Genomic DNA, 23,515 nt, shown 5'->3' on the forward strand with positions numbered 1-23,515 from the left:
TCTCGGTTGGTTACATGCTGTCCGGTGCGTTCACACCGATCAATCCCAGGCCGTTCGCCAGCACCTGGCGCACGGCCAGAGCCAAGGCTAGCCGGCCGTTGCGCACACCGGTGTCGTCGACCAGGAACTGGTGGTCGTTGTAATACGTCTGGAACGCCTGCGCCAGCTCGTGCAGGTAGGTCGTAATCAGGTGCGGTTCCAGTTGCTCGCCCGCCGCCGCGACGACTTCCGGCCAGCGCGAGAGGTCGATCAGCAGGTCGCGCGTGGCTGCGCTGTCGAGATCGAGCGGCTGCGCCAGCCCGTTTTCGAGATCGAAGTCGAGCTTGCGTTCGTTCAGCTGACGCAGCAGGCCGCGGATGCGAGCGTGCGAGAGCTGGACGTAGTAGACCGGATTGTCGAGCGACTGCGAGCGGGCCAGATCGATGTCGAACACCAGCTGCGAGTCGGGCTTGCGCGCGATCAGGAACCAGCGCGTGGCATCGCGTCCGGCTTCGTCGATCAGATCGCGCAGCGTGAGGTAACTGCCGGCGCGCTTGCTCAGCTTCACTTCCTCGCCGCCGCGCATCACCGTGACCATCTGGTGCAGCACGTATTCCGGATACCCGGCGGGAATGCCGGTATCGAGCGCCTGCAGTCCGGCCTTCACCCGCATCAGCGAACCGTGGTGATCGGCGCCAAGTTCGGTGATCGCGCGCTCGTAGCCGCGCTGCCACTTGCTGCGGTGATAGGCCACGTCCGGCACGAAGTAGGTGTAGGTGCCGTCGGACTTGCGCATCACGCGGTCCTTGTCGTCACCGAAGTCGGTGCTGCGCAACCACAGCGCGCCGCCTTCCTCGTAGGTATGGCCGTGGGCGATCAGCTCGCGCACGGTTTCCTCGACCTTGCCGTCGGCGTAGAGCGAGGATTCGAGGAAGTACACGTCGAAGGCGACGCCGAAGGCGGCGAGATCGCCATTCTGCTCGCGCCGCAGGTAGGCGACGGCGAAGCGGCGGATGGCATCGAAGTCCTCGACGTCGCGCGCGCCGACGATGGTGTGGCCTTCCACCTCGACGGCGGCGCCGGCGAGATAGGCGTTGGCGACATCCTGGATGTAATCGCCGCGATAGCCGTCCTCGGGCCAGCCGGCATCGTCGGGCTTGAGGCCGCGCGCGCGCGCCTGCACCGACTTGGCGAGGTTCTCGATCTGCACGCCGGCGTCGTTGTAGTAGAACTCGCGCCTGACGTTCCAGCCGTTGGCCTCGAGCGCGAGCGCGATGCAGTCGCCGATCACCGCGGCGCGGCCGTGACCGACGTGCAGTGGGCCGGTCGGGTTCGCCGAGACGTATTCGACACCGGCGGTGCGGCCGCTTCCGCTGTCGTTGCGGCCGAACGCGGCGCCTTGTGCGTGCACCTCGCGCAGCTGGCGCTGCCAGGCGCTGGGTGCGAGGCGGAAATTCAGGAAACCCGGGCCGGCGATGTCGACGCCGGCGATGTCTTCGTCCTTTGGCAGCGCTTCGACCAGCAGCTGCGCCAAGGCACGCGGATTGCTGCGAGCCGGCTTGGCTAGCAGCATGGCGGCGTTGGTGGAGAAATCGCCGTGGCTACGATCCTTCGGACGCTCGACCACGAAATCGGGCATCGCCAGGTCGGCGGGGAGGGCGCCATTGGCGCGAAGGGCATCGATGCCCTGGGCGATCAGGGCGCGGAGTCGGGATTTCACGGCCGGGTGCGGAAACTGCGGGAAGTGCGAATTCTAACCGAGTGTCCGGGGGTTTTTTGCTTTCTGGGCGATGTCTGGCGCTGCCATACAGATAGCACTGGCGGCGGATTGGTGGCAGCTGGCAATCTCTTTAGCAATGTACATCAGCCACGAAACTCCCTCGCAAACGAACGCCCGCCTCGGCCAGGTCATCGCGAGTGCGGAGTTTGTTGTCCACGACCAGCCGTATGCGTTCGTGGAAACGGATGCGTGCCATTTCCCTCAAGCGTTGCTCGAAGAGGCATTGGCGTTCGTGAGGGATGAAGGCGTTTGGAGTGCTCTTGTCCCAAGCTCCAATCCTGAGCACGAACAGTTCGTCGTGTTCAGCTTCCACTTCGCGACGGGGCTCGACAACTCGGGGTTCGTCGGCTGGCTGGCCTCGCATCTCAAAGCGACGGTCGGCACGGGTGTGCTGGTGGTCTGCGGACAGAATTCGCAGCGTGGCGGCATCTTCGATTATTGGGGCGCGCCGCTGTCGGTGGCTGGGCAGGTCGTCGCTGAAATACGCAAGCTGCGAGGCGACACCAGCAACACCTGATGCTCCCGTCGAACGGATGCATTTCAGTGACTCGTCCGCTTCCGAATACTGCTCGAACGCCAAGTTTCGCGAGAACGATTACACATGACGCATTCGATTCGCCGCTCTCAAGTCTGCATTCTCGGCAGCGCGGAACCAGGCTCTCCCGCCTACGCGTTGGCCAGCGCCGCCGGAACACTCCTGGCCAAGCTCGGCATCACAGTCGTGAGCGGCTGCGGAAGCCCCGCGACCCGGGTCGCGGCCGAAAGCGCGATCCGCGAAGGCGGTCTGGTGGTGAGCATCATCCCGCCGGATGAGATGCCGCCCGCGGATTGGCCGGCCACCGTCGTCATTCCCTGCGGCATGGGCGATGCGCGCAATCTGCTGATGGCGCTTTCCGGCGACGCGTGCATCGTGATTGGAGGGCGTGCCGGCACGATTTCAGAAGTGTGCCTGGCCTGGCTGCACAAGCGGCCGTTGCTGCCGCTGGTCGGTTATGGCGGCTGGTCCGACGAGTTGCCGGCGAATCCTCCGGACGAGAGGCAGAATTCGCCGATCCTTCCGTGGGGCTCGATCGAGGAATTGGAGACGCGGCTTCGCGGCTTGGGCCTGATTCAAGCATAGCTGGGGAGGCTGCAAAAGTCGGGATATGGCCTAGACTTTTCGCTTAGACAAACCAATGGCTTGGTTTGTGTCGGGGATTGCATGAAGCTTCTGAGTTCATCGAACAGTCTTGCCTTCGTTCATTCTCTCCGGATTGCCCTGGATGGCGAAGGAATCGAGACGTACTGCACGGACGCCGACACCGCGCTATCCAGCATCGCCGGGCCCATGACGGGAAGCGCCGCCAGGATCTACGTGCTGCATGAGGAAGACTGGGCGCGCGCGGTCGAAATCATGCGTGAGCTGTCTGGACCGGCCAAGGCACAGACGGCGGAGGTATCCGGAAGAGCCGCGCTTCCAGTTTGGTTCTGGATCGCGGCTTCTGCCGTGCTAGTGGCTTTTCTAGTGGCCGCGCTGAGCAACTAGGACAAGCTACACCCAGCCGCGTGCCGCCATGGACGTCGGCATTCCGTCACCGACGACGAAGTGATCGAGCAACCGCACATCCACCAATGCCAACGCCTGCTTCAATCGTGAAGTGACGGCGCGATCGGCGGCACTGGGTTCGGCGCTGCCGCTGGGATGGTTGTGGCCGACGATCACGGCCGCCGCGTTGTGGGCGAGCGCGCGCCGGGTCACTTCGCGCGGATGCACTTCGGCGCCGTCGACGGTGCCGTGGAACAGCTCCTCGAACGCGAGGGCGCGATGCTTGGTGTCGAGGAACAGGGCGGCGAAGGTCTCGCGCGCGCGGCCGCGCAGGCGCTGAGCGAAGTAGCGGCCGGCGGCGAGCGGGTCGGTCAGCGACGCGCCGCGTTCGAGATTGGCGGCGAGGTGGCGGTTGCACATCTCCAGCACGGCGGCGAGCTTGCAGGCGCGCGCGGGGCCGAGCCCCGGCAGCTTGGCGAGTTCGGCCGGGCTGCGTTCGAGCAGGCCGCGCAGCGGGCCGTGCTCGGCGAGCAGACGGCGGGCCGTGGCGACGGCGTCGTAGCCGCGCAGGCCGGAGCCGAGGAAGATCGCCAGCAGTTCGGCGTCCGAAAGCGTGGCGACACCGCGCTCGATCAGTTTCTCGCGGGGACGTTCGTGGGCGGGCCAGTCGCGGATGAGCATGAGTGTGGGCCGTGTGCTAGCGGACGCTTTCAAGACGTCTGCTTCGGCTCCGAACGTTCCGCCAGGGATGGCCGGGCGGAGATCCGGAGAACCGGAAAAAGTTGCGCCAGGGACGGCAAAGCAGTCCATCCAATGCCGTCCAGGGCGTGTGGATGACCGACGGCGACCGGATTTGGAGACATGACCAGGGGAATGGGGTGTTCTCCGCACCGGCCGCCGCCGGTTGCAAACATTGGACCGCATCGCCGGGGCCGGCGCCGTCGGCCGTCGACCCGGCATCGGGTAAGCTGTGACCCCGATTCGTTGTAGGGAAATTCCGATCCCGTGACTGCCGTCAATGCCAATCTCGGGGGGCGCCGCATCCTGCTTGGCGTCAGCGGCGGTATCGCCGCGTACAAGGCCGCGGAGCTGGTGCGTCGATTGCGCGATGCCGGCGCCGAGGTGCGCGTGGCGATGACCGAGGGCGCGCAGCATTTCGTCGGCGCGGTCACCTTCCAGGCGCTCTCCGGCCAGCCGGTGCGCACCTCGCTGTGGGATGCCGAGGCCGAGGCGGCGATGGGGCATCTGGAGCTGGCGCGCTGGGCCGATCACGTGCTGATCGCACCGGCCACCGCCGACACGCTGGCCAAGCTGGCGCACGGCTTCGCCGACGATCTGCTGACCACGCTGTGTCTGGCGACGACCGCGCCACTGACCGTGGCGCCGGCCATGAACCACCGCATGTGGCTGCATCCGGCCACCCAGGCGAACATGGCGCTGCTGCGCGAACGCGGCGTGAAGGTGATCGGCCCCGACGACGGCCCGCTCGCCGAAGGCGAATCCGGCCCCGGCCGGCTGGCCGAGCCGGAGGCGATCGTCGCGGCATTGGCGGCGTGGGTATGACGACGCACGCGGTGGCATCCGCCGCCGGGCTGCGCATCGTGGTGAGCGCCGGCCCGACGTTCGAGGACATCGATCCGGTCCGCTTCATCGGCAACCGCAGCAGCGGCAAGATGGGCTTCGCCGTGGCCGAGGCCGCGGTGCGGCATGGCGCCGAGGTATTCCTGGTGGCCGGCCCCGTGGCGCTGGCGACGCCGGAAGGCGTGACGCGCATCGACGTGCGATCGGCGGCGCAGATGCACGATGCGGTGCTCGCGCAGTTGCCGGCGGATATCTACATCGGCGCGGCGGCCGTGGCCGATTTCACGCCGCGGCAGGTGGCCGGCAGCAAGATCAAGAAAACGGTGGAAAGTCCGCACAGGGATGTGCGGGCTCTTGCGAGGGACTCGCATATCATCACGCAGGAAGGCCTGACGCTGGAACTGGTGCGCACGCCGGACATCCTCGCCGATGTCGCCAGCCACGCGCGGCGGCCGCGCCTGGTGGTCGGCTTCGCCGCCGAGACCGACGATGTGGCGCACTACGCCCGCGACAAGCTGACGCGCAAGCGGCTCGACCTGATCGCGGCCAATCGCGTCGGCGTGGCCGGCAGCGGCTTCGAGAGCGACGACAACGCGCTCACCGTGTACTGGCCGGGCGGCGAGCGCGCGCTCGGTCCGGCGCCGAAGACGGCGCTGGCGGACCAACTGCTCGATCTGATCCTGGAGCGGCTGCCGGCTGCTTGATGCGACCGCGAGGCGCCGATCTCCCGTCGTGCCCGCTGTTCCGTCACGCGCGGAATGACGCTTCCCGAAGACAATCCTTTCCCTTCGATCCTTTCCTTCGCGATGCATACCCTTCAAGTCCGAGTTCTCGATTCCCGTTTCGGCGATGCCTGGCCGCTGCCGGCCTATGCCACCGAAGCCAGCGCCGGCCTCGATCTGCGCGCGGCGCTCGAACAGGCGCTGGTCCTGCAGCCGGGTGACGCGGCGCTGGTGCCGTCCGGACTTGCGATCCACATCGCCGATCCCGACCTGTGCGCGGTGGTGCTGCCGCGCTCGGGACTCGGACACAAGCACGGCATCGTGCTCGGCAACGGCACGGGTCTGATCGACGCCGATTACCAGGGGCCGTTGATGATCAGCGTCTGGAATCGCGCCCGCGAGGCGTTCACGATCGAACCGGGTGATCGAATTGCGCAGTTGGTCCTGTTACCGATCGTGCGCGCCGCGTTGCAGGTGGTGGATACTTTCGCCGACAGCGCGCGTGGAGCAGGGGGCTTCGGCCATACCGGGGTGCGCTGACGGGATCGATCGCGTTCGGCCGTCGCTCATCGGCGACGGCCGTCGTGCGAATGTCCGGACGCGGAACGCCGGACGACACGATTTGGATCGGCAAGCGCTGCGTCATGGACAGCAGTGCCGATGCTCAAGGGGGACACCATGACGGAAGAACAAGAGCCAAGCGGGCTACGCCGCGTGCTGCCGCAAATCCGGCCCTACCTGTCGGTGGTGGCGGTGTTGCTGGCGCTGCTGGGGCTGTGGCTGGCGTGGAGCGGCTGGCAGCAGATGCAGGACGAGTCGCGCCGCGCCGATCTGGAGCTGAGCCGCGATGCCGTCGCCACCGACACCCAGCGCCTGCTCAACACCGAGCGCGATCGCCTGACGCAGAAGCTGACCGCCGCCGAGGTGCAGACCGCCCTGCAGGTGGGCGATCTCGCCGCCGCCGGCCAGGCGCTGGGACGGGATTGGCCGCAGGTGCAGGAAGCGATCATCGTGCCGGCCGATCTGGAGGGCGTGTACGCGGCCCTGCCCAAATCCGGCTTCGGCCGCGCGGCGGCGCTCGAGGCCGCGCTGACGGAAGACAAGGCGATCGTGGCGATCGCGCGCATCGACGGTAAGCAGCAATTGACGCTGGCCGCGCCCGCGCGCCTGGGCGATCGGCTGGCCGGCGTCGCCTTCGTGCGCCTGCCGCTGACGCGGGTGACGCTGGCGCTGCAGAACGCCGTGGTCCCCGACGACGGCTATCTGGCGCTGCGTCAGGGCGGCCACACCCTGCTGGAGCGTGGCGATGCCAGCCTGGCGAGCGGCGCTGAGCGCCGGGGCGCGCCGATTCCGGGGACGCCGTTGCGGCTGGCGGCGGCCGTGCCGAGCGCCGCTGTGATCAGCCCGTTCGGACTCGGTGTCGCGGCTTCGTTCATCGCCGCCACCGTATTGTTGCTGTTGGCCTACGTGGCCTGGCGCATGCCCAAGCGCCTCGGCCGGCAATCGGCTGCCGCCGCTGCGACCGCGCCCACGCTGGCGCAGGCGATCGCAACGGCGCCTGCCGCGTCGGCGCCGCTTCCCCCAACAGCAACAGGAGAGAAGATCATCGACGTCCAGGACGCCCCCAAACCCGCGCCCGTTCTCATCGATCGCGGCATCTTCCGCGCCTACGACATCCGCGGTGTCGTCGGTGAATCTCTAGATGTCGGCGTGGCCAAGCTGATCGGACAGGCCGTCGGCACGCTGATGGCCGAGAAGGAACTCGACGACATCGTGATCGGCCGCGACGGCCGTATTTCCGGTCCTGAACTGGTCGCCGGCCTGGTCGAAGGCCTGCGCAGCACTGGCCGCAACGTCATCGACATCGGCATGGCGCCGACGCCGGTGACCTACTTCGGCGCCTACCACCTACGCACCGGCTGCTGCATCTCCGTCACCGGCAGCCACAACCCGCCGGACTACAACGGCTTCAAGATCGTGGTCGGCGGCGAAACCCTGTCGGGCGACGCCATCGTCGATCTCTACACCCGAATCAGCGAACACCGTCTGCACGCCGCGGCGACGCCCGGCACCGTGAACAAGCGCGACATCAACGACGACTACGTGCAGCGCATCGCCGGCGACGTGCATCTGTCGCGGCCGCTGAAGGTGGTGGTGGACGCCGGCAACGGCGTGGCCGGCGAGATCGGCCCGCGCGTGCTGGAAGCGATCGGCGCCGAGGTGATCCCGCTCTACTGCGAGATCGACGGCAGCTTCCCCAACCATCACCCCGACCCGAGCGAGCCGCACAACCTCGAGGATCTGATCGACAGCGTGTCGCGCCTGAACGCTGATCTGGGCATCGCCTTCGACGGTGACGGCGATCGCCTCGGCGTGGTCACGCGCAACGGCCAGAACATCTTCCCCGACCGCCTGCTGATGCTGTTCGCCGCCGACGTGCTGGATCGCAATCCCGGCGCGGTGATCCTCTTCGACGTGAAGTGCACCGGCCGTCTGCCCGGCTACATCCAGCGTCACGGCGGCAGCCCGCTGATGTGGAAGACCGGCCACTCGCTGATCAAGGCCAAGATGCGCGAGACCGGCGCGGAACTGGCCGGCGAGATGAGCGGCCACTTCTTCTTCGGCGAGCGCTGGTACGGCTTCGACGACGGCATCTATGCCGCCGCGCGCCTGCTGGAAATCCTGTCCTCGCGCGCGGAATCGCCGAGCATCGTGCTGGAAGCGCTGCCCAATGGCGTATCGACGGCGGAGATCAAGGTCGAGGCGCCCGGCGGCGATCCGCACGCCTTCGTCGAACGTTTCCAGGCGCAAGCCCAGTTCGAGGGCGCGCGCGCGTCCACCATCGACGGCTTGCGTGTCGACTGGCCGGACGGCTGGGGCCTGGTGCGCGCGTCCAACACCACGCCGGTGCTGGTGCTGCGTTTCGACGCCGATTCCAAGCAGGTGCTGGCGCGCCTCCAGAAGGATTTCCGCACGCAGCTGCTGCGCGTCGATTCCTCGCTCAAGCTGCCATTCTGAGCGGCTTGAGAACGCGAGAGGCGTAATCGTTCCAGTCCGTCATCCCGCACGGGATGACGGACGCCAGCGGAAGAGACAGTTATTTCTGCGCGGGCACGAACTGCTCGCGCACCGCCTTGCCGAGCAGATCCGGCGGCAGCATGCCCTGATCGATCAGGAAGTTGTTGAAGGCCAAACGATCGAATTTCGCGCCGAGTGCAAGCTCGGTCTGCATGCGCAGTTCGAGGATGCGGCTGTAGCCGTAGAAGTAACTGCCGGCCTGGCCCGGCGCGTTGAACATGTAGCGATCCAGTTCCTGCTTGGCCATCGCCTTGGACACGCCGACGTCGTTTTCGAGAATTTGTCCGGCGCGCTCGCGGTCGATCAGGCCGAGGTTGAGCATCGGATCGAGGATCGCGCGCGCCGCGCGCAGCAGGCGCAGCTGCAACGCGATCATCTGTCCTTCCACTGGCTCGTACGGCACCATTTCGGCCTCGGCATACAGCGCCCAGCCTTCCACGTTCACCGAGTTGAAGGCGAACATGCTGCGCGCCAGCGACACGCCGCGCTCCACCATCGCGGTGAACTGCAATTCGTGGCCCGGACGGCCTTCGTGCGCGGACAGCGTCCACGCCGCGGCGTCGTAATTGAAATCGTCGTATTGCAGCGAAGTGCCGTCCGGATTCGGCACCGCCACCGGCAGCACGAACTGGCCCTGCTGTCCGGTGTTGCCCACCAGCGGCGCCGGCAGGAAGTGCGGTGCCGGCTGCGCCGCGGATTCGGCGGGGCTGCCCAGGCGCATCACCATCGGTCGTTGCGGCACGTCGACGATGCGCTCGCGGCGGATGATCGGATCGATGGCGTCGATCACCTTGCGGTAGCGGCCCTCGAGCTGGTCGTTGGGGATGCTCTTCTTCTTCAGTGCACGGATCACGGCGATGTAGTCGCCAGTAGGAATGCTACCGGTCAAACCCTTGGCCTTCGCCACCTGCGGCGCCAGCTGGCGCATCGCCGCGCGCGTTTCCATGAACTCGACCTGGGCACGGCGCATCAGCAGTTGCGGATCGATGTCGATGCCCACCTGCTTGAGCTGATAGGCGTAAAGCTCCGGCGGCAGCTGCGTCGTGGAACGTGCTTCAGGCAGCACGACGCTGCGCGTCCACGCGGCGTAATCGTGCAGTTGCTTGTCCATCGCATCGAGCGCGGCCTCGGCACCGGCGATCTGGTATTTGGCGAACAGCTTGCGGATGCCGTCGGCGAAGGTGTCGACATTGCCGAGCGACTGCTCGACTTCGAGTTTGGTCGGCCGCAGCAAGGATTTGTCGCTCGCGCGTTCTTCGTAGCGCGCCTTCGCCTGTTCGATGACCGATTGCGAGCCCGGTGCCAGCCCGACGTAGGCCTTCAGGCGATCGAGCGCCTTGGTGCGACGCTCCGGCTGGGTCTGATCCGACAGCAGGCCCTGCATGCCGGAGAACACCGTCTGCGGCACGTCGCTCCACGGCAGGGTGAGTTTGTCGTACAGCGCGCTGCCTTCGGCCGCCTCGTCGGCGGCGTGGATCATGATCTCCAGATCCTGGCGCACATTCGGATCGCGTTCGAGCTGCAGCTTCGTCGACAGCGCCTGCTTCGCCTCGGCCATCGCCGCCACGAAGCGCTCGCTGCGGCGCGGGCCGAAGTCGGACACCTTGTCGTCGTAGCCGGGAATGCCGAAGAACGAGAACTCTTCCGGCGAGAACTGCGCCTGCGCCTTGATCAGGATCATCGCGTTGTCGTTGCTCGTGGTGACCCAGGCGGGCGTCGTGGCCGTGGCGGCGGGTGGCGCGGACGTGGCGGAAAGCGGGATCGAGGCGGACAACGCAAGCGCGAGAGCGAGAACGAGCGGCTTCATGGCATGACCTGTGGAAAATATCCGCCGACCCTACGCCCTGCGCTGGCGCGGAACAATGGTTCACAAGTCATGTGTGGGCGATGCGTGCCGCGACGCGTTAGCATGCCCGCCCATCGCCGCGCCGGCGCGGCCTTCCAGCGGAGTCAGGCATGGTCCCCATTTTCGGCACGCGGCATTCGCTCGGTCTGCTGGCACTGCTGGCCGCCGGGTTTTCGGCGCCGGCGATCGCGCAGAACGCCGCACGAAACGCCAGTGTCGGCGCCGACGACTACGCGCGCGCGGCGCGCTTGATGAAGCCGAACGCGGAATCGCTGGTCGATCATGCCGTCGGCAAGGTGTACTGGCTGGACGACGGCCGGTTCTGGTATCGCGATCACGACGCCAACGGCGATCGTTATCTGCGCGTGGATGCCGCTTCCGGTGAGATCGCGCCGGCGTTCGATCACGACAAGCTCGCCAAGGCGCTCGGCAAGGCCAGCGGCAAGACGCTGCGCGCGAATGCGTTGCGGATCGAGGATCTCGCCATCGAAAGCGGCGATCGTTATGAAATCACCTTCAAGGATCGGCATTATCGCTGCGATCTGTCCGGCAAGGGCAGTTGTACGCCCGTGCAAGCCGGCAAGAAGGAAGCCGACAAGAAGGAAAGCACCGACGGCAAGACAGCCGGCAACGAACCCGGCACACCGTCGCCGGACAAGACGCGCGAAGCCTTCATCCGCGACTGGAATCTGTGGGTGCGCGATCGCGCCACCGGCGAGGAGACGCAGCTTACCCGTGACGGCATCGAGGATTACGGCTACGCCACCGACAACGCCGGCTGGAAGCACACCGACAAGGCGATCCTGGTGTGGTCGCCGGATTCGAGCAAGATCGCCACCTTCCGCCAGGATCAGCGCAAGACCGGCGACATGGTGCTGGTCGCCACCACCATCGGCACGCCGAAGGTGGAGAAGTGGAAATATCCGCTGGTGGGCGATCGCGACGTCACCATGATCGAGCGTGTGATCATCGATGTGCCCACGCGACAGATGCTGCATCTGAAAATGCCGCCGGACCAGCATCGTTCCACGCTGTGCGACGACATCAGCTGCGACGGCGGCTGGGAAGACGTGCAATGGGCCGAGGATGGCAAGACGCTCGCCTTCGCCTCCAGTTCGCGCGATCACAAGCAGGTCTGGCTGCGCATCGCCGACGCGACGAGCGGTGAAGTGCGCACCGTCTTCGACGAAACGGCGAAGACCTGGTTCGACAGCGGCATCACCGGCGTCAGCTGGCGCTATCTGCCGCGCAGCCGCGAAATCCTCTGGTACAGCCGGCGCAGCAACTGGGGACAGCTCTATCTCTACGATCTGGACAGCGGCAAGCTCAAGCACGCGGTGACGAAAGGCGAGGGCAACGTCGCCGAAGTGCTGCGCGTGGATCAGGATGCGCGCACGGTCTGGTTCGTCGGCGTCGGCAAGGAAGCGGGCCGCAATCCCTACTACCGCCATCTCTACAAGGTCTCGCTCGACGGCGGCGAGCAGACACTGCTCACGCCCGAGGATGCGGACCACGCCATCACGTTGTCGAAGGACGGCAGTTATTTCGTCGACAGCTATTCGACCGTCGCCACGCCGCCCGCGACCCTGCTGCGCAGGGCTGACAATGGCGATGCGGTGAAGGAAATCGCGCGCGCGGACATCACGCGCCTGAAGGCCGCCGGCTGGGTTCCGCCGGAACCGTTCACGGTGAAGGCGCGCGACGGCAAGACCGATCTGTACGGCCTGATGTTCAAGCCAGCGAATCTCGATCCTGCCAAGCGCTATCCGATCATCGATTACATCTATCCAGGCCCGCAGCAGGGATCAGTGCAGAACTGGGGTTTCCTGGCCGCGCGCAGCGACAGCCAGTCGCTGGCGCAGCTGGGTTTCGTCGTCGTCGCCATCGACGGCATGGGCAGTAATCCGTGGCGTTCGCAGGCTTTCTACGAAGCCTATGCCGGCGACATGGGCGATTACACACTGCCGGATCAGGTGGTGGGGCTGCGCGAACTCGGCAAGCGTCATGCCTGGATCGACATGGATCGCATCGGCATCTGGGGCCATTCCGGCGGCGGCGCCGCCACGGCCGCGGCGATGTTCCGCTATCCGGACGTGTTCAAGGTCGGTATCAGCGAGAGCGGCAATCACGACAACCGCAATTATGAGGACGACTGGGCGGAGAAGTGGCAGGGCCTGCCCAGGAAGAACAAGGACGGCGGCAGCAGTTACGATGATCAGGCCAACCAGAACCACGCCAGAAATCTGAAAGGCCATCTGCTGCTAGCGCATGGCACGCTCGACGACAACGTGCCGCCGTACAACACGCTGCTGGTGGTGGATGCGCTGATCAAGGCCAACAAGGACTTCGATCTGCTCCTGCTTCCCAACGAGCGCCACGGCTTCAAGGACGCGGCCGCGTATATGACGCGGCGGCGTTGGGATTATTTTCTGCGCAATCTGATGGGTGTGGAGCCGCCGAAGGGTGTTGAGCTCAAGGTGGAGAAGCCCTGACGAAAGGCGCGCGGAGAAAAGCGTCCTCGTATTTACTCGTCATTCCCGCCTTCGCGGGAATGACGAATCCTTTAGTCCTTCTTGGTCCCGTGACCAAAAAGGTGCTTCCGCTCCTCATCCGTCACCGGCTTCCCGGCGGCAGGATTCACCTGCTTGGTGAGTGCATACGCGCGCTTGGTCGCCGGCCGTGCGGCGATGGCGGCCTGCCAGCGCCGCACGTTGGCGAACGGTGCGAGGTCCAGCGGCGCGGCGGCGTAGGGACTGATCCACGGATAGGTCGCCATGTCGGCGATGGTGTACTCGCCGCCGGCGATGAAGTCGCGGCCGGCCAGGCGCTTGTCGAGCACGCCGAGCAGACGTTCTGCTTCCTTGGTGTAGCGGTCGATCGCGTAGGGAATCTTCTCCGGCGCGTAGACGTTGAAGTGTCCGTACTGGCCGGTCATCGGGCCGAGCCCGCCCACCTGCCAGAACAGCCATTCCAGCGTTTCGATGCGCGCGCGCGCATCGGTCGGCAGGAATTTGCCGGTCTTCTCGGCGAGATAGAGGAGGATCGCGCCGGATTCGAACACACTGATCGGTTCACCGCCGCCGGCCGGGGCCGTGTCGACGATGGCCGGAATCTTGTTGTTGGGCGAAATGGCCAAGAACGCCGGTGCGAACTGGTCGCCCTTGCCGATATTGACCGGATGGATGGTGTAGTCGAGCGGTTGGCCCGCATCGACCAACTCCTCGAGGAAGAGCGAGATCTTGTGGCCGTTGGGCGTGGTCCAGTAGTGCAGTTCGATCATGGCAATTGGAGGTCGGGGATGCGCGGCGCCGAAAGCGGCTTCGGTCGCGCTGTGGGCGCCGGCCGCGGAAGGCCGGAACAGGGGAATCCGCGGCGGGTCTTCATCGCCACGGACGGTTCGGTTGCGTCGCCAGACTGTAGCGTAGGCAGGGTGGCCGTGCGAGCAATGCAGCGTTGCGCCCCCGACAGGCCGATTGGCCGATCGAGCGGTAACGAAGGGGTGAACCGAACGCACGAAACCGCGCCATGAGGTGCTCCGGTCGTGCGATCGCAGCAAAAAGCCCACGCCGCCGCGCTTGGCAGCGTCATCGCCGGCCGCTAACCTGCGCCCTGTTTTCCGCTGCAAACGCCCAATCGCATGACCGACGTCCGCTCGACCCGCCTCAATCCCCTGCCGGCGCTGATCTTCAGCTCGCGCTGGCTGCAGCTGCCGCTCTACCTCGGCCTGATCGTGGCCCAGGGCGTGTACGTGTTCCTGTTCGTGAAGGAACTCTGGCATCTGATCCACGACGCGCCGAAGCTGACCGAACAGGCGATCATGCTGATCGTGCTCGGCCTGATCGACGTGGTGATGATCTCCAACCTGCTGGTGATGGTGATCGTCGGCGGCTATGAGACCTTCGTCTCGCGCCTGCGCCTGGAAGGCCATCCGGACCAGCCGGAATGGCTGAGCCACGTCAATGCGAGCGTGCTGAAGGTGAAGCTGGCGATGGCGATCATCGGCATCTCCTCGATCCATCTGCTCAAGACCTTCATCGAGGCCGGTTCGCTCGGACTGCCGGTGTGCAGTTCGCTGGAATTCGCCAGCCTCACCCAGGCCGCCGGTGAAGCCGCTTCGCAGCTGAAGTGCACCACCGCCACCGGCATCGGCGTGATGTGGCAGACCATCATCCATTGCGTCTTCATCCTTTCGGCGATCGGCATCGCCTGGACCGACAAATTGATGTCGCAGACCTCATCCAAGCGCGAGCACGCCGCGGCGCATTGAGCGCCGCGAAGGCGTCCCGCGTGGCTCGTGATGGCACCGGGGCGCGCACATTCATTCATGGACCGGGGGCTGGCCGCCGCGCCGCGCTTGACGTCGCCCTGCGCCTGCGAAACATTGCCCGCCTAGAGGCGCACGCGCGGAGCCTGTCATGAGCACTGCCGCGACCGGGCAGAAACGCTGGAACTACCGCACCATGGTCTATGGTCTGGCGCCGGCCATGATCCTGGGCATGGCGGCGATCCTGGCGCTCGCGCTCTGGAACGACTACCGCGTCCGCTACGACACCGGCAAGGCGCACGCGGCGACGCTGGCCAACAGTGTCCTGCGCCAGGTGGCGCAGCTGCTGCGCGACATCGAGCACGGCACCGAGGTCGCGATCGACGACAGCGACGGCCTCGAGGAACTCCATGTCCGCTATCCGGAGCTGTACGCAATCGAGGCCGGCCCCGCACTGTCCGCACCCGCCGCGCCGCAGGCGTCGACAAGCCACGTGCTGCACGTGGCTCCGCCCGAGCGGCGCGGCAAGGAAGGCACCTGGGTGTTGCCGATGTATCTGGAGAACGGCGCGGGCCAGGTGCGGTTGCGGGTGTGGCTGCGCGTCAGCGTCCTGCAGGCGATGGTCGACGGCATCGGCATCGGCCAGCATGGCACCGTCGCCATCGTGCATGCCAACGGCAGCATGATCGCGCGCTCCAACGATCCCGCCTTGCGCTTCACCGGCACCGACATGAACAGGGCGCGCGCCTTCTCCGGAGCGTACCGGAACATGCGCACGGCCACGTACGTGGAGCCGAGCCCGATCGACGGGCAGCGGCGCATCATCAGTTTCCGCCGGTCGGAGGAATTCCCGCTGATGGCGGCGGTGGGCACGTCCTATTTGGATCTGCTGCTGGGCTGGCTCGGTTTCGCCGTCGTTTCGGGCGCTCTGTTCGCCCTGATCGCCACGCTGTGCCTGTTGGAGCTGTGGCGGCTCACGCGTGCGGCCGGGCGCGAGCACGCGCTGCAGCAGCACATGATGCAGGCGGCGCAGAATCTGGCCGAGATGCGCGAGCGCGCGCGCCAGGCCGAGGAGCAGTACCACTTCCTCTACGAACGCCATCCGTTGCCGGCATGGGTGTTCGACAAGCAGACGCTGCGCATCCTCGAGGTGAACGACATCGCGCTGGAGCAGTACGGCTACACGCGCGAGGAATTCCTCAACCTGAGCATCCTCGACATCCGGCCGGAAGAGGATCGCGACGCCGTCGCGAAATCCGCGCGATCGGAGGAGCCCGAGAAACGCCATGGCATGATTTGGCGGCATCTGCGCAAGGACGGCAGCCTGCTGTACGCGGCGGTGTACGCCAGCGACGTGATTTTCCAGGGACAGTCGGCGCGGCTGGCCCTGGTGCTCGACGTCACCGACCGCATTCGCGCCGAAACCGATCTCGCACGCAGCGAGGAGCGTTTCCAGCTGGTGGCGCGCGCCACCAGCGATGCGATCTGGGACTGGGACATCAGGACGGGCGCGCTGTGGTGGAGCGACAGCTTCTACTCGCAGTTCCGATGGCCGCGCGAACGGATCGAACCGACCCTGGAGGCATGGGAGGCGCTCCTGCATCCGGACGATCTCGATCCGACGATGCAGTCGTTGAGCGCGGCAGTCGACGCGAACGGGGCCGATCGGAGCGTGGACGAATGGAGCGGAAGCTATCGTTTCCGCCGCGGCGATGGCAGCTATGCCATCGTTCTGGACCGCGCCATCATCCAGCGCGATGCCGAGGGTCGCGCGGTGCGCGCCGTCGGCGGCATGATCGACATGACCCGCCAGCGCCGCGACGAAGCCGAGCTGCGGCTGCTGCGCAGTGCCATCGAGGCGGCGCAGGACGGCGTGGTGGTGGTCGATGCGCTGGACGAGAACCGGTCGCTGGTCTACGTCAACCCCGCGTTCGAGCGCATGACCGGCTACACCGAGGCCGAAGTGCTCGGGCGCCCGGCCGACTTCATGCTCGGCGGTGACAACCAGCCGGCGTTGCAGGAGCTTTCCTCCGCGCTGGCCGACGCGCGCGAGGCGCGCGCGTTGCTCCGCGGCTATCGCAAGAACGGCGATCTGTTCTGGTACGAGGTGCTGGTCTCTCCCGTCTACGGCGAGGAAGGCAAGGTGACCCACTACGTCGGTACCTTCAACGACGTCAGCGCGCGCCAGTATGCGGAAGAGCAGCTGACCTATCGCGCCACCCACGATCCGCTCACCGACATGCCGAACCGGCAGCTGCTGCTCGATCGCCTCGAGCATGCGGTGAGCGTGGAACGCAAGCCGATCGCCATCGCCTTCGTCGATATCGACGACTTCAAGCTCATCAACGACAGCCTCGGACATTCCGTCGGCGACGAAGTGCTGCGGATCATCGCCGCGCGCCTGCGGTCGACGGTGCATTCGGCCGACACCGTCAGCCGTTTCGGCGGTGACGAATTCGTGCTGCTGTTGACCCGGCCGGACGAGCTCGACGACGTCGACGCGATGATGCAGCGCGTGCTCGCGGCGCTGACCCGGCCGGTGGAAGTGCAGGGCGCGGTGCTGCACATCACGCCCAGCATCGGCTATTGCCGCTATCCCGAGGATGGCGCCGATCAGCAGACGCTGCTGCGTCATGCCGACCTGGCCATGTACCAGGCCAAGAGTTACGGCCGCAATTGCGTGACTGCCTATCAGCCCGAATTCGATCAGCGCGCCAGCCAGCGGCTGGAGCTGGTGTCGCAACTGCATGAAGCCTTGCAGTTCGGACAGTTCGAGCTGGTCTTCCAGCCGCAATACCACCGCGACGGTGCTCTGGTCGGCATGGAGGCGCTGCTGCGCTGGCGGCATCCGCAGCGCGGATTGCTCGAACCCGCCGAATTCATCGAGGCCTGCGAGGACAGCGGCCTCATCGCCCCGATCGGACGCTGGGCCCTGCGCGAGGCGGCGCGTCATCATCGGCTGCTGGCCGAACGCGGCTGGGGACACGTCCGCATCGCGGTCAACATTTCCGCCGAGCAGTTCCTGCAGAATCTGGTCGAAGATGTCATCGCCGTGGTGAACGAGCTGTCGCTGCCGCCGGGCGCGTTCGAGCTCGAACTCACCGAAAGCGTGGTCATGGCCAATCCGCAGGTGGCGATCCGCAGCATGCAGCAGATCCGCGACGCCGGCGTGCTGATCGCGGTGGACGATTTCGGCACCGGCTATTCCAGCCTCGCGTATCTGAAGCAATTGCCGCTGGACCGGTTGAAGATCGACCGTTCCTTCGTCAAGGATCTTGGCCGCGATCGTGACGACGAACTGATCTGCCAGGCGATCGTGCGGCTGGCGAAGGCGATCGGCCTGAGCACGATCGCCGAGGGCGTGGAAACCGAGGCGCAGCGGCAGTGGCTGCTCGACTGCGGGTGCGACGAGATGCAGGGCTTCCTGTTCGCCTCGCCGGATACCTTCGCCAATACGCTGCGGCGGATCGGCAACGCACCTGGTTTCGGGACGCAGCGCGCCTGATCGGACGCGTGTTCAGGCGCCCGTGTCTCACGTCTCGCGCCTGCTTGCGATAAAATACGCGCATGGACGTCTCGCATCTGCTCGCTGCGCTGAATCCCGCGCAACGCGAGGCGGTCAGTGCCCCCCCCGGACATTATCTGGTCCTCGCCGGCGCGGGTTCTGGCAAGACTCGCGTGCTCACGCACCGCATCGCCTGGCTCAACGAGGTGTTCGGCGTGCCGGCGCACGGCATCTTCGCCGTCACCTTCACCAACAAGGCCGCCGGCGAGATGCGCGCGCGCGCCGACGCGATGCTGCGGCATGGCGGTCGCGGTTTGTGGGTCGGCACGTTCCACGGATTGGCGCACCGCCTGCTGCGGCTGCACTGGCAGGATGCGAAGCTGCCCGAAGGCTTCCAGATCCTCGACAGCGACGACCAGCTGCGCCTGGTCAAGCGCGTGCTGCAGCAGCTGGAACTCGACGAATCGCGCTTCCCGCCGCGCCAGATCGCCTGGTGGATCAACGCGCAGAAGGACGAGGGCCGGCGCCCGCACAACATCCAGCCAGAGGCCGGCGTGTCCGGACGCGACGAATGGTCGGACGTGATGCTGCGCAGCTATGCGCTCTACCAGGAGCGCTGCGATCGTGCCGGCCTGGTCGATTTCGCCGAGATCCTGCTGCGCGCGCACGAACTGCTGCGCGATCATCCGGCGCTGCTGGCGCATTACCGCCAGCGCTTTGCCCACATCCTGGTCGACGAATTCCAGGATACCAACAGCATCCAGTACGCCTTCGTGCGCGTGCTGGCCGGCGAGACCGGCCAGGTGTTCGTGGTCGGCGACGACGATCAGGCCATTTACGGCTGGCGCGGCGCCAAGGTCGAGAACGTGCAGCGCTTCCTGCACGATTTCCCCGGTGCGAAAACCATTCGCCTCGAACAGAACTATCGCTCCACCGCCAACATCCTCAACGCCGCCAACGCGGTGATCGCGCACAACCCGGAGCGCCTGGGCAAGCAGCTGTGGACCGACAGCGGCGACGGCGATCCTGTCGATCTCTACGCCGCCTACAACGAAATCGACGAGGCGCGTTTCGTGGTCGAACGCATCCGGCAATGGGTGCGCGACGGCGGTAGCTACGGCGAGGCGGCGGTGCTGTATCGCAGCAACGCGCAATCGCGCGCGTTCGAAGAAGCGTTGCTGGCCGAGCAGATTCCGTACCGCGTCTACGGTGGCGTGCGCTTCTTCGAGCGCGCGGAAATCAAGGACACGCTGGCGTATCTGCGTCTGGTCGCCAATCGCGGCGACGATGCGGCATTCGAACGTGCGGTCAACACGCCCACGCGCGGCATCGGCGAGCGCACGCTCGACGAAGTGCGCCGGCGCGCGCGCACCGACAGTGTTTCCCTGTGGGAAGCCTCGGTTCGCGTCGCGCGCGAGTCGTCACCGTCGGAGCGGACGCTGACGCCGCGCGCGCGCAACGCGATCATGGCCTTCCACACGCTGATCGATGCCATCGCCGGTGAAGTCGTCGACCTGCCGTTGCAGGACAAGATCGATCACGTACTGATGCGCTCCGGCCTGCGCGAGCATTACACCAACGAATCGAAAGCCTCGATCGATTCGCGCGTCGACAACCTCGACGAACTCGTGTCGGTCGCTTCGCGTTTCACCCGCGGCGATGACGACGAATCCGCGGCATTGACCGAACTGGTCGCCTTCCTCGCTTACGCGGCGCTGGAAGCGGGCGAAGGCCAGGCGCAGGCGGGCGAGGACGGCGTCCAGATGATGACGCTGCACAGCGCCAAAGGGCTCGAATTCCCGCTGGTCTTCCTGGCCGGCATGGAGGAGGGCCTGTTTCCGAATGCGCGTTCCGTGGAGGAAAGCGGGCGACTGGAAGAGGAGCGTCGCCTTGCCTACGTCGGCATCACCCGCGCGCGGCAGAAGCTGGTGCTCAGCTATGCCGAGACGCGTCGCCTGCACGGTCAGGACATGTACGGCATGCCGTCGCGCTTCCTGCGCGAGATTCCCTCGCCCCTGCTGAATGAAGTACGGCCGAAGGTGCAGGTGTCGCGGCCGACGTATCTGTCTTCGCATGCTCAAGTCGAGTCGCGCCGCAATTTCGGGCACGCCGAGCTGGCGGCGCCGCCGGGATTCAAGCTCGGCCAGAACGTGCGGCATGCCAAGTTCGGCACCGGCATCGTCACCGACATCGAAGGCGCCGGCGGCCACGCGCGCGTGCAGGTGAATTTCGACGACGTCGGCAGCAAGTGGCTAGTGCTGGCGTACGCGAATCTGCAGCCGGCCTGATAAGGAGCGAAGCAAGTATCCGTGCGCATGAGCGGCGGACGTCCGCGCAAGCGGACACTTTTCGCATGACTACCGACACTGGTTGCGGTATCGGCGCGGGCACAAGGTGCGTGAACCCACGTTCGAGCGCGCCGCCATGACCATCGAATTCTGCGATTGCGCGAGTCCCGATTGCGCGGACCCTGCGCGCCGCCGGCTGTTCGCCGCCGCGCTGCCGGCGGGGCTGATGATGTTCGGTGCCAACGCACTCGCGGCCGCGCCCGCGAGCAGCGCATCCGCGCCGCCGCGTCCCAAGCTCACCGAACGCAGCGTGCTGTTCGGTGGCGATGGCGTGCCGATGACGACGCTGGAATGGACGCGGCATCTGCAACAGCTGCTCGAACGCGATCCGGAAGTGAAGGACGTCTATCTGGCCGAAGGCGCGGTGGAGAAGCTCGAGAAGCGCTTCGCCGAGAAACTCGGCAAGCAGACGGCGGTGTTCCTGCCGACCGGCACGCTGGCCAATAATCTCGCGTTGCGCGTGCTGTGCGGCGAGAACCGTCATGCGCTGGTGCAGCACGAGAGCCACGTCTATCTGGACGAGAGCAATGCTGCCTCCACATTGAACGGCCTGCATCTGGTGCCGCTGGCGAAGGGCCGCGCGGCACCGACGCCGGAAGAAGTGCGCGCGGCCATCGACGAAGCCGAGAACGGACCGTATCCGCTGAAGGTCGGCGCGATCTCGTTGGAGAGCCCGGTACGCCGCGCCGACGGCGCGATGGTGCCGTACGACACGGCGAAGGCAATTTCGGATCAGGCGCGCGCCAAGAAAATCCCCATGCATCTGGATGGCGCCCGCTTGCTGCTGGCGAGCGGTCTGCCCGGGTTCGAGTTGAAGGCCTACAGCGCGCTGTTCGATACCGTGTACGTCTCGCTCTACAAGTATCTCGGTGCGCCGTTCGGCGCGATCCTCGCCGGTGAGTCGACCACGATCGACAAGGTGCGCGAGTGGCGGCACGTGTTCGGCGGCACGATCTTTCGCGGCTGGCCGGCGGCATTGCCGGCATTGGATGCGCTGGAAGGATTCGAGGCGCGCTATATCGCCGCCAAGGCTGTGGCCGAACGCCTGTTCGCCGGGCTGGCGCAAGCCGGCGGCTTCACGCCGCAGCGGGTCGAGCACGGGACCAATATCGCGTTCCTGCAGGTGAGCCCGGAACGCGCCGAAGGCCTGGTCGAACGCTTGCGCCGCAACGACATCTACCTGCGCGACATCGAGCAGGGCCGCGTGCAGGTCGACATCAACCTCACGCTGCTGCGGCGCAGCCCCGACGAGTTGATCCGCGCGTTTACCGCGTCACGTTAGTCGCCTCGGTGGTGCCGGCGCGCTGCGACGGACCGAACACGCAGTAGTACGACGCCGGCTAGGCCACCGCCTTGCGTCCTTTCAGCCAATACCCGATCCCCAGCAGCACGAACCACACTGGCGCGATCAGCAACGCCTGCAGCGTGTCCGGTTTCAAGGTCAGCAGCACCAGCACGAAGGCGAAGAAGGCCAAGCAGGCCCAGCACATGAAGACTCCGCCCGGCATCTTGTACTGCGATTGCGCATGCAGTTCCGGGCGCTTGCGCCGATAGGCGATGTAGGACAGCAGGATCAGCGACCAGACGAACATGAACAACACCGCCGACAGCGTGGTGATCAGGGTGAAGGCTTCGATCAGGCTGGGAACCACATAGGTCAGCAGCGCGGTTCCCAGCAATACCAGGCAGGAGACCAGCAGGCCGAAGGCCGGGACCGCGGTACGCGAGAGTTTCTCGAAGGATTTCGGTGCATGGCCTTCCTGCGCGAGGCCGTAGAGCATGCGGCTGGTGGAGAAGACGCCGCTGTTGGCCGAGGACGCGGCCGAGGACATCACCACGAAGTTGATCAAGCTGGCCGCGATCGGTATGCCGGCCAACAGGAACAGGGCGACGAACGGGCTCATTTCCGGCACCACCTGGCGCCAGGGCGTGACGGCCATGATCACCACCAGCGCCAGCACGTAGAACAGGATCATGCGGATCGGGATGGCGTTGATCGCCTTGGGCAGATTGCGGCGCGGATCAGCGGTTTCGGCGGCGGCGGTGCCGACCAGTTCGATGCCGACGAAGGCGAACACCGCGATCTGGAAGCCAGCGAAGAAGCCGGTGATGCCATTGGGGAACACGCCGCCGTCATTCCAAAGATGGCTCAGCGAGGCGGTGTGCCCGGCGGGTGAGCGGAAGCCGGTGGCGATCATGTAAAAGCCGGTGCCGACCAGGGCGATGATGGTGACGACCTTGATCAGCGCGAACCAGAATTCCAGTTCGCCGAACAGCTTCACCGCGACCAGGTTCAGGACCACCAGCAGGCCCATGCAGGCCAGCGCCGGAATCCACGGCGCGAGGCTGGGAAACCAGAACTGCACGTACCCGGCCACCGCGATGATCTCGGCAGCCCCGGTGACGATCCAGCAGAACCAGTAAGTCCAGCCGCAGAAGAAGCCGGCCCACGGGCCGAGCAGGTCGGTGGAGAAATCGACGAAGGACTTGTAGTCCAGGTTCGACAGCAGCAACTCGCCCATCGCCCGCATCACGAAGAACAGCATGATGCCGATGATCAGGTAGACCAGCAGGATCGACGGCCCGGCCAGATGGATGCTTTTGCCTGCCCCCAGGAACAGGCCGGTGCCGATGGCGCCGCCGATGGCGATCAGCTGCAGATGACGATTGGATAGGCCGCGCTTGAGTTCTTGTGAGGCCTGTGGGTTCGCCTGCATTGCAATCTCCGGCTATGGATCGATTGGAGGTCGATTGGGAATTCGGAACGTGACATGTGACATCGCCGTCCGGGCCGCCCGCAAAATCGTCGCCGAGTGTAGACGTTTCGGCGGGAGCGATGCGGGCCGGGTGTCCAGACGCGGCGGGAGGGTGCGGGGATGCCGCCGCG

The 23,515-nt window shown here is 66.1% G+C and carries 15 protein-coding genes and 1 pseudogene; 11 read left to right on the forward strand and 5 right to left on the reverse strand.

Annotation, left to right across the window (positions count from 1 at the left end; translation table 11 throughout):
- Positions 1–10 precede the first annotated feature (10 nt).
- Positions 11–1,699 carry an arginine--tRNA ligase gene (argS, locus tag LG367_RS02220; RefSeq protein ID WP_226467579.1) on the reverse strand — a complete coding sequence of 563 codons (1,689 nt, stop codon included), beginning with the start codon at positions 1,697–1,699 and terminating at the stop codon, positions 11–13.
- 136 nt (positions 1,700–1,835) lie between these two features.
- On the opposite strand from argS, the gene LG367_RS02225 reads away from it, so the two are divergent.
- The 3 genes from LG367_RS02225 (at position 1,836) to LG367_RS02235 (ending at position 3,284) form a co-directional block, all read left to right on the forward strand.
- Complete coding sequence (locus tag LG367_RS02225) at positions 1,836–2,276, forward strand: DUF6196 family protein (protein ID WP_226467580.1); 441 nt, start codon at positions 1,836–1,838, stop codon at positions 2,274–2,276.
- Between the two features lie 84 nt (positions 2,277–2,360).
- Positions 2,361–2,879, forward strand: a complete 519-nt coding sequence (locus LG367_RS02230) for an SLOG cluster 4 domain-containing protein (protein WP_226467581.1) — start codon at positions 2,361–2,363, stop codon at positions 2,877–2,879.
- Between the two features lie 81 nt (positions 2,880–2,960).
- Positions 2,961–3,284: a putative signal transducing protein gene (locus LG367_RS02235; RefSeq protein WP_226467582.1), complete on the forward strand. Its 324-nt coding sequence runs from the start codon at positions 2,961–2,963 to the stop codon at positions 3,282–3,284.
- Between the two features lie 6 nt (positions 3,285–3,290).
- On the opposite strand, the gene radC is transcribed toward LG367_RS02235, so the two are convergent.
- Complete coding sequence (gene radC / locus LG367_RS02240) at positions 3,291–3,965, reverse strand: RadC family protein (protein ID WP_226467583.1); 675 nt, start codon at positions 3,963–3,965, stop codon at positions 3,291–3,293.
- 360 nt (positions 3,966–4,325) lie between these two features.
- On the opposite strand from radC, the pseudogene coaBC reads away from it, so the two are divergent.
- The 3 genes and pseudogenes from coaBC to LG367_RS02255 all read left to right on the forward strand — a co-directional run bounded on the left by coaBC (position 4,326) and on the right by LG367_RS02255 (position 8,605).
- A pseudogene (coaBC, locus tag LG367_RS02245) lies at positions 4,326–5,569 on the forward strand (bifunctional phosphopantothenoylcysteine decarboxylase/phosphopantothenate--cysteine ligase CoaBC).
- Between the two features lie 102 nt (positions 5,570–5,671).
- Positions 5,672–6,127, forward strand: a complete 456-nt coding sequence (gene dut / locus LG367_RS02250) for a dUTP diphosphatase (protein ID WP_226467584.1) — start codon at positions 5,672–5,674, stop codon at positions 6,125–6,127.
- A 138-nt stretch (positions 6,128–6,265) separates the two neighbouring features.
- The gene (locus LG367_RS02255) at positions 6,266–8,605 is read left to right on the forward strand and encodes a phosphomannomutase/phosphoglucomutase (protein ID WP_226467585.1); all 2,340 of its coding nucleotides are present in this window, start codon (positions 6,266–6,268) and stop codon (positions 8,603–8,605) included.
- 79 nt (positions 8,606–8,684) lie between these two features.
- On the opposite strand, the gene LG367_RS02260 is transcribed toward LG367_RS02255, so the two are convergent.
- Positions 8,685–10,472, reverse strand: coding sequence for a DUF885 domain-containing protein (locus tag LG367_RS02260; protein ID WP_226467586.1), 1,788 nt, complete (start codon positions 10,470–10,472; stop codon positions 8,685–8,687).
- Positions 10,473–10,621: 149 nt separating this feature from the next.
- Between LG367_RS02260 and LG367_RS02265 the strand changes: the two genes are divergently transcribed.
- Positions 10,622–13,003 carry a S9 family peptidase gene (locus tag LG367_RS02265; RefSeq protein WP_226467587.1) on the forward strand — a complete coding sequence of 794 codons (2,382 nt, stop codon included), beginning with the start codon at positions 10,622–10,624 and terminating at the stop codon, positions 13,001–13,003.
- Between the two features lie 71 nt (positions 13,004–13,074).
- On the opposite strand, the gene LG367_RS02270 is transcribed toward LG367_RS02265, so the two are convergent.
- Positions 13,075–13,791, reverse strand: coding sequence for a glutathione S-transferase C-terminal domain-containing protein (locus LG367_RS02270; RefSeq protein ID WP_226467588.1), 717 nt, complete (start codon positions 13,789–13,791; stop codon positions 13,075–13,077).
- 357 nt (positions 13,792–14,148) lie between these two features.
- Between LG367_RS02270 and LG367_RS02275 the strand changes: the two genes are divergently transcribed.
- The 4 genes from LG367_RS02275 (at position 14,149) to LG367_RS02290 (ending at position 21,910) form a co-directional block, all read left to right on the forward strand.
- Positions 14,149–14,778, forward strand: coding sequence for a TIGR00645 family protein (locus LG367_RS02275; protein ID WP_226467589.1), 630 nt, complete (start codon positions 14,149–14,151; stop codon positions 14,776–14,778).
- Positions 14,779–14,926: 148 nt separating this feature from the next.
- Positions 14,927–18,280 carry an EAL domain-containing protein gene (locus LG367_RS02280; protein WP_226467590.1) on the forward strand — a complete coding sequence of 1,118 codons (3,354 nt, stop codon included), beginning with the start codon at positions 14,927–14,929 and terminating at the stop codon, positions 18,278–18,280.
- A 62-nt stretch (positions 18,281–18,342) separates the two neighbouring features.
- A complete protein-coding gene (gene uvrD, locus LG367_RS02285) occupies positions 18,343–20,568 on the forward strand; it encodes a DNA helicase II (RefSeq protein ID WP_226467591.1) in 2,226 nt (741 codons plus the stop codon).
- Positions 20,569–20,674: 106 nt separating this feature from the next.
- A complete protein-coding gene (locus LG367_RS02290) occupies positions 20,675–21,910 on the forward strand; it encodes a threonine aldolase family protein (protein WP_226467592.1) in 1,236 nt (411 codons plus the stop codon).
- 58 nt (positions 21,911–21,968) lie between these two features.
- Here the strand turns inward: LG367_RS02290 and cycA are convergent, their stop codons facing one another.
- The gene (cycA, locus tag LG367_RS02295; RefSeq protein WP_226467593.1) at positions 21,969–23,345 is read right to left on the reverse strand and encodes a D-serine/D-alanine/glycine transporter; all 1,377 of its coding nucleotides are present in this window, start codon (positions 23,343–23,345) and stop codon (positions 21,969–21,971) included.
- Positions 23,346–23,515: the final 170 nt, after the last annotated feature.

The organism is Luteimonas panaciterrae, assembly GCF_020511115.1.
GTDB classification, from domain to species: Bacteria; Pseudomonadota; Gammaproteobacteria; order Xanthomonadales; family Xanthomonadaceae; genus Luteimonas; species Luteimonas panaciterrae.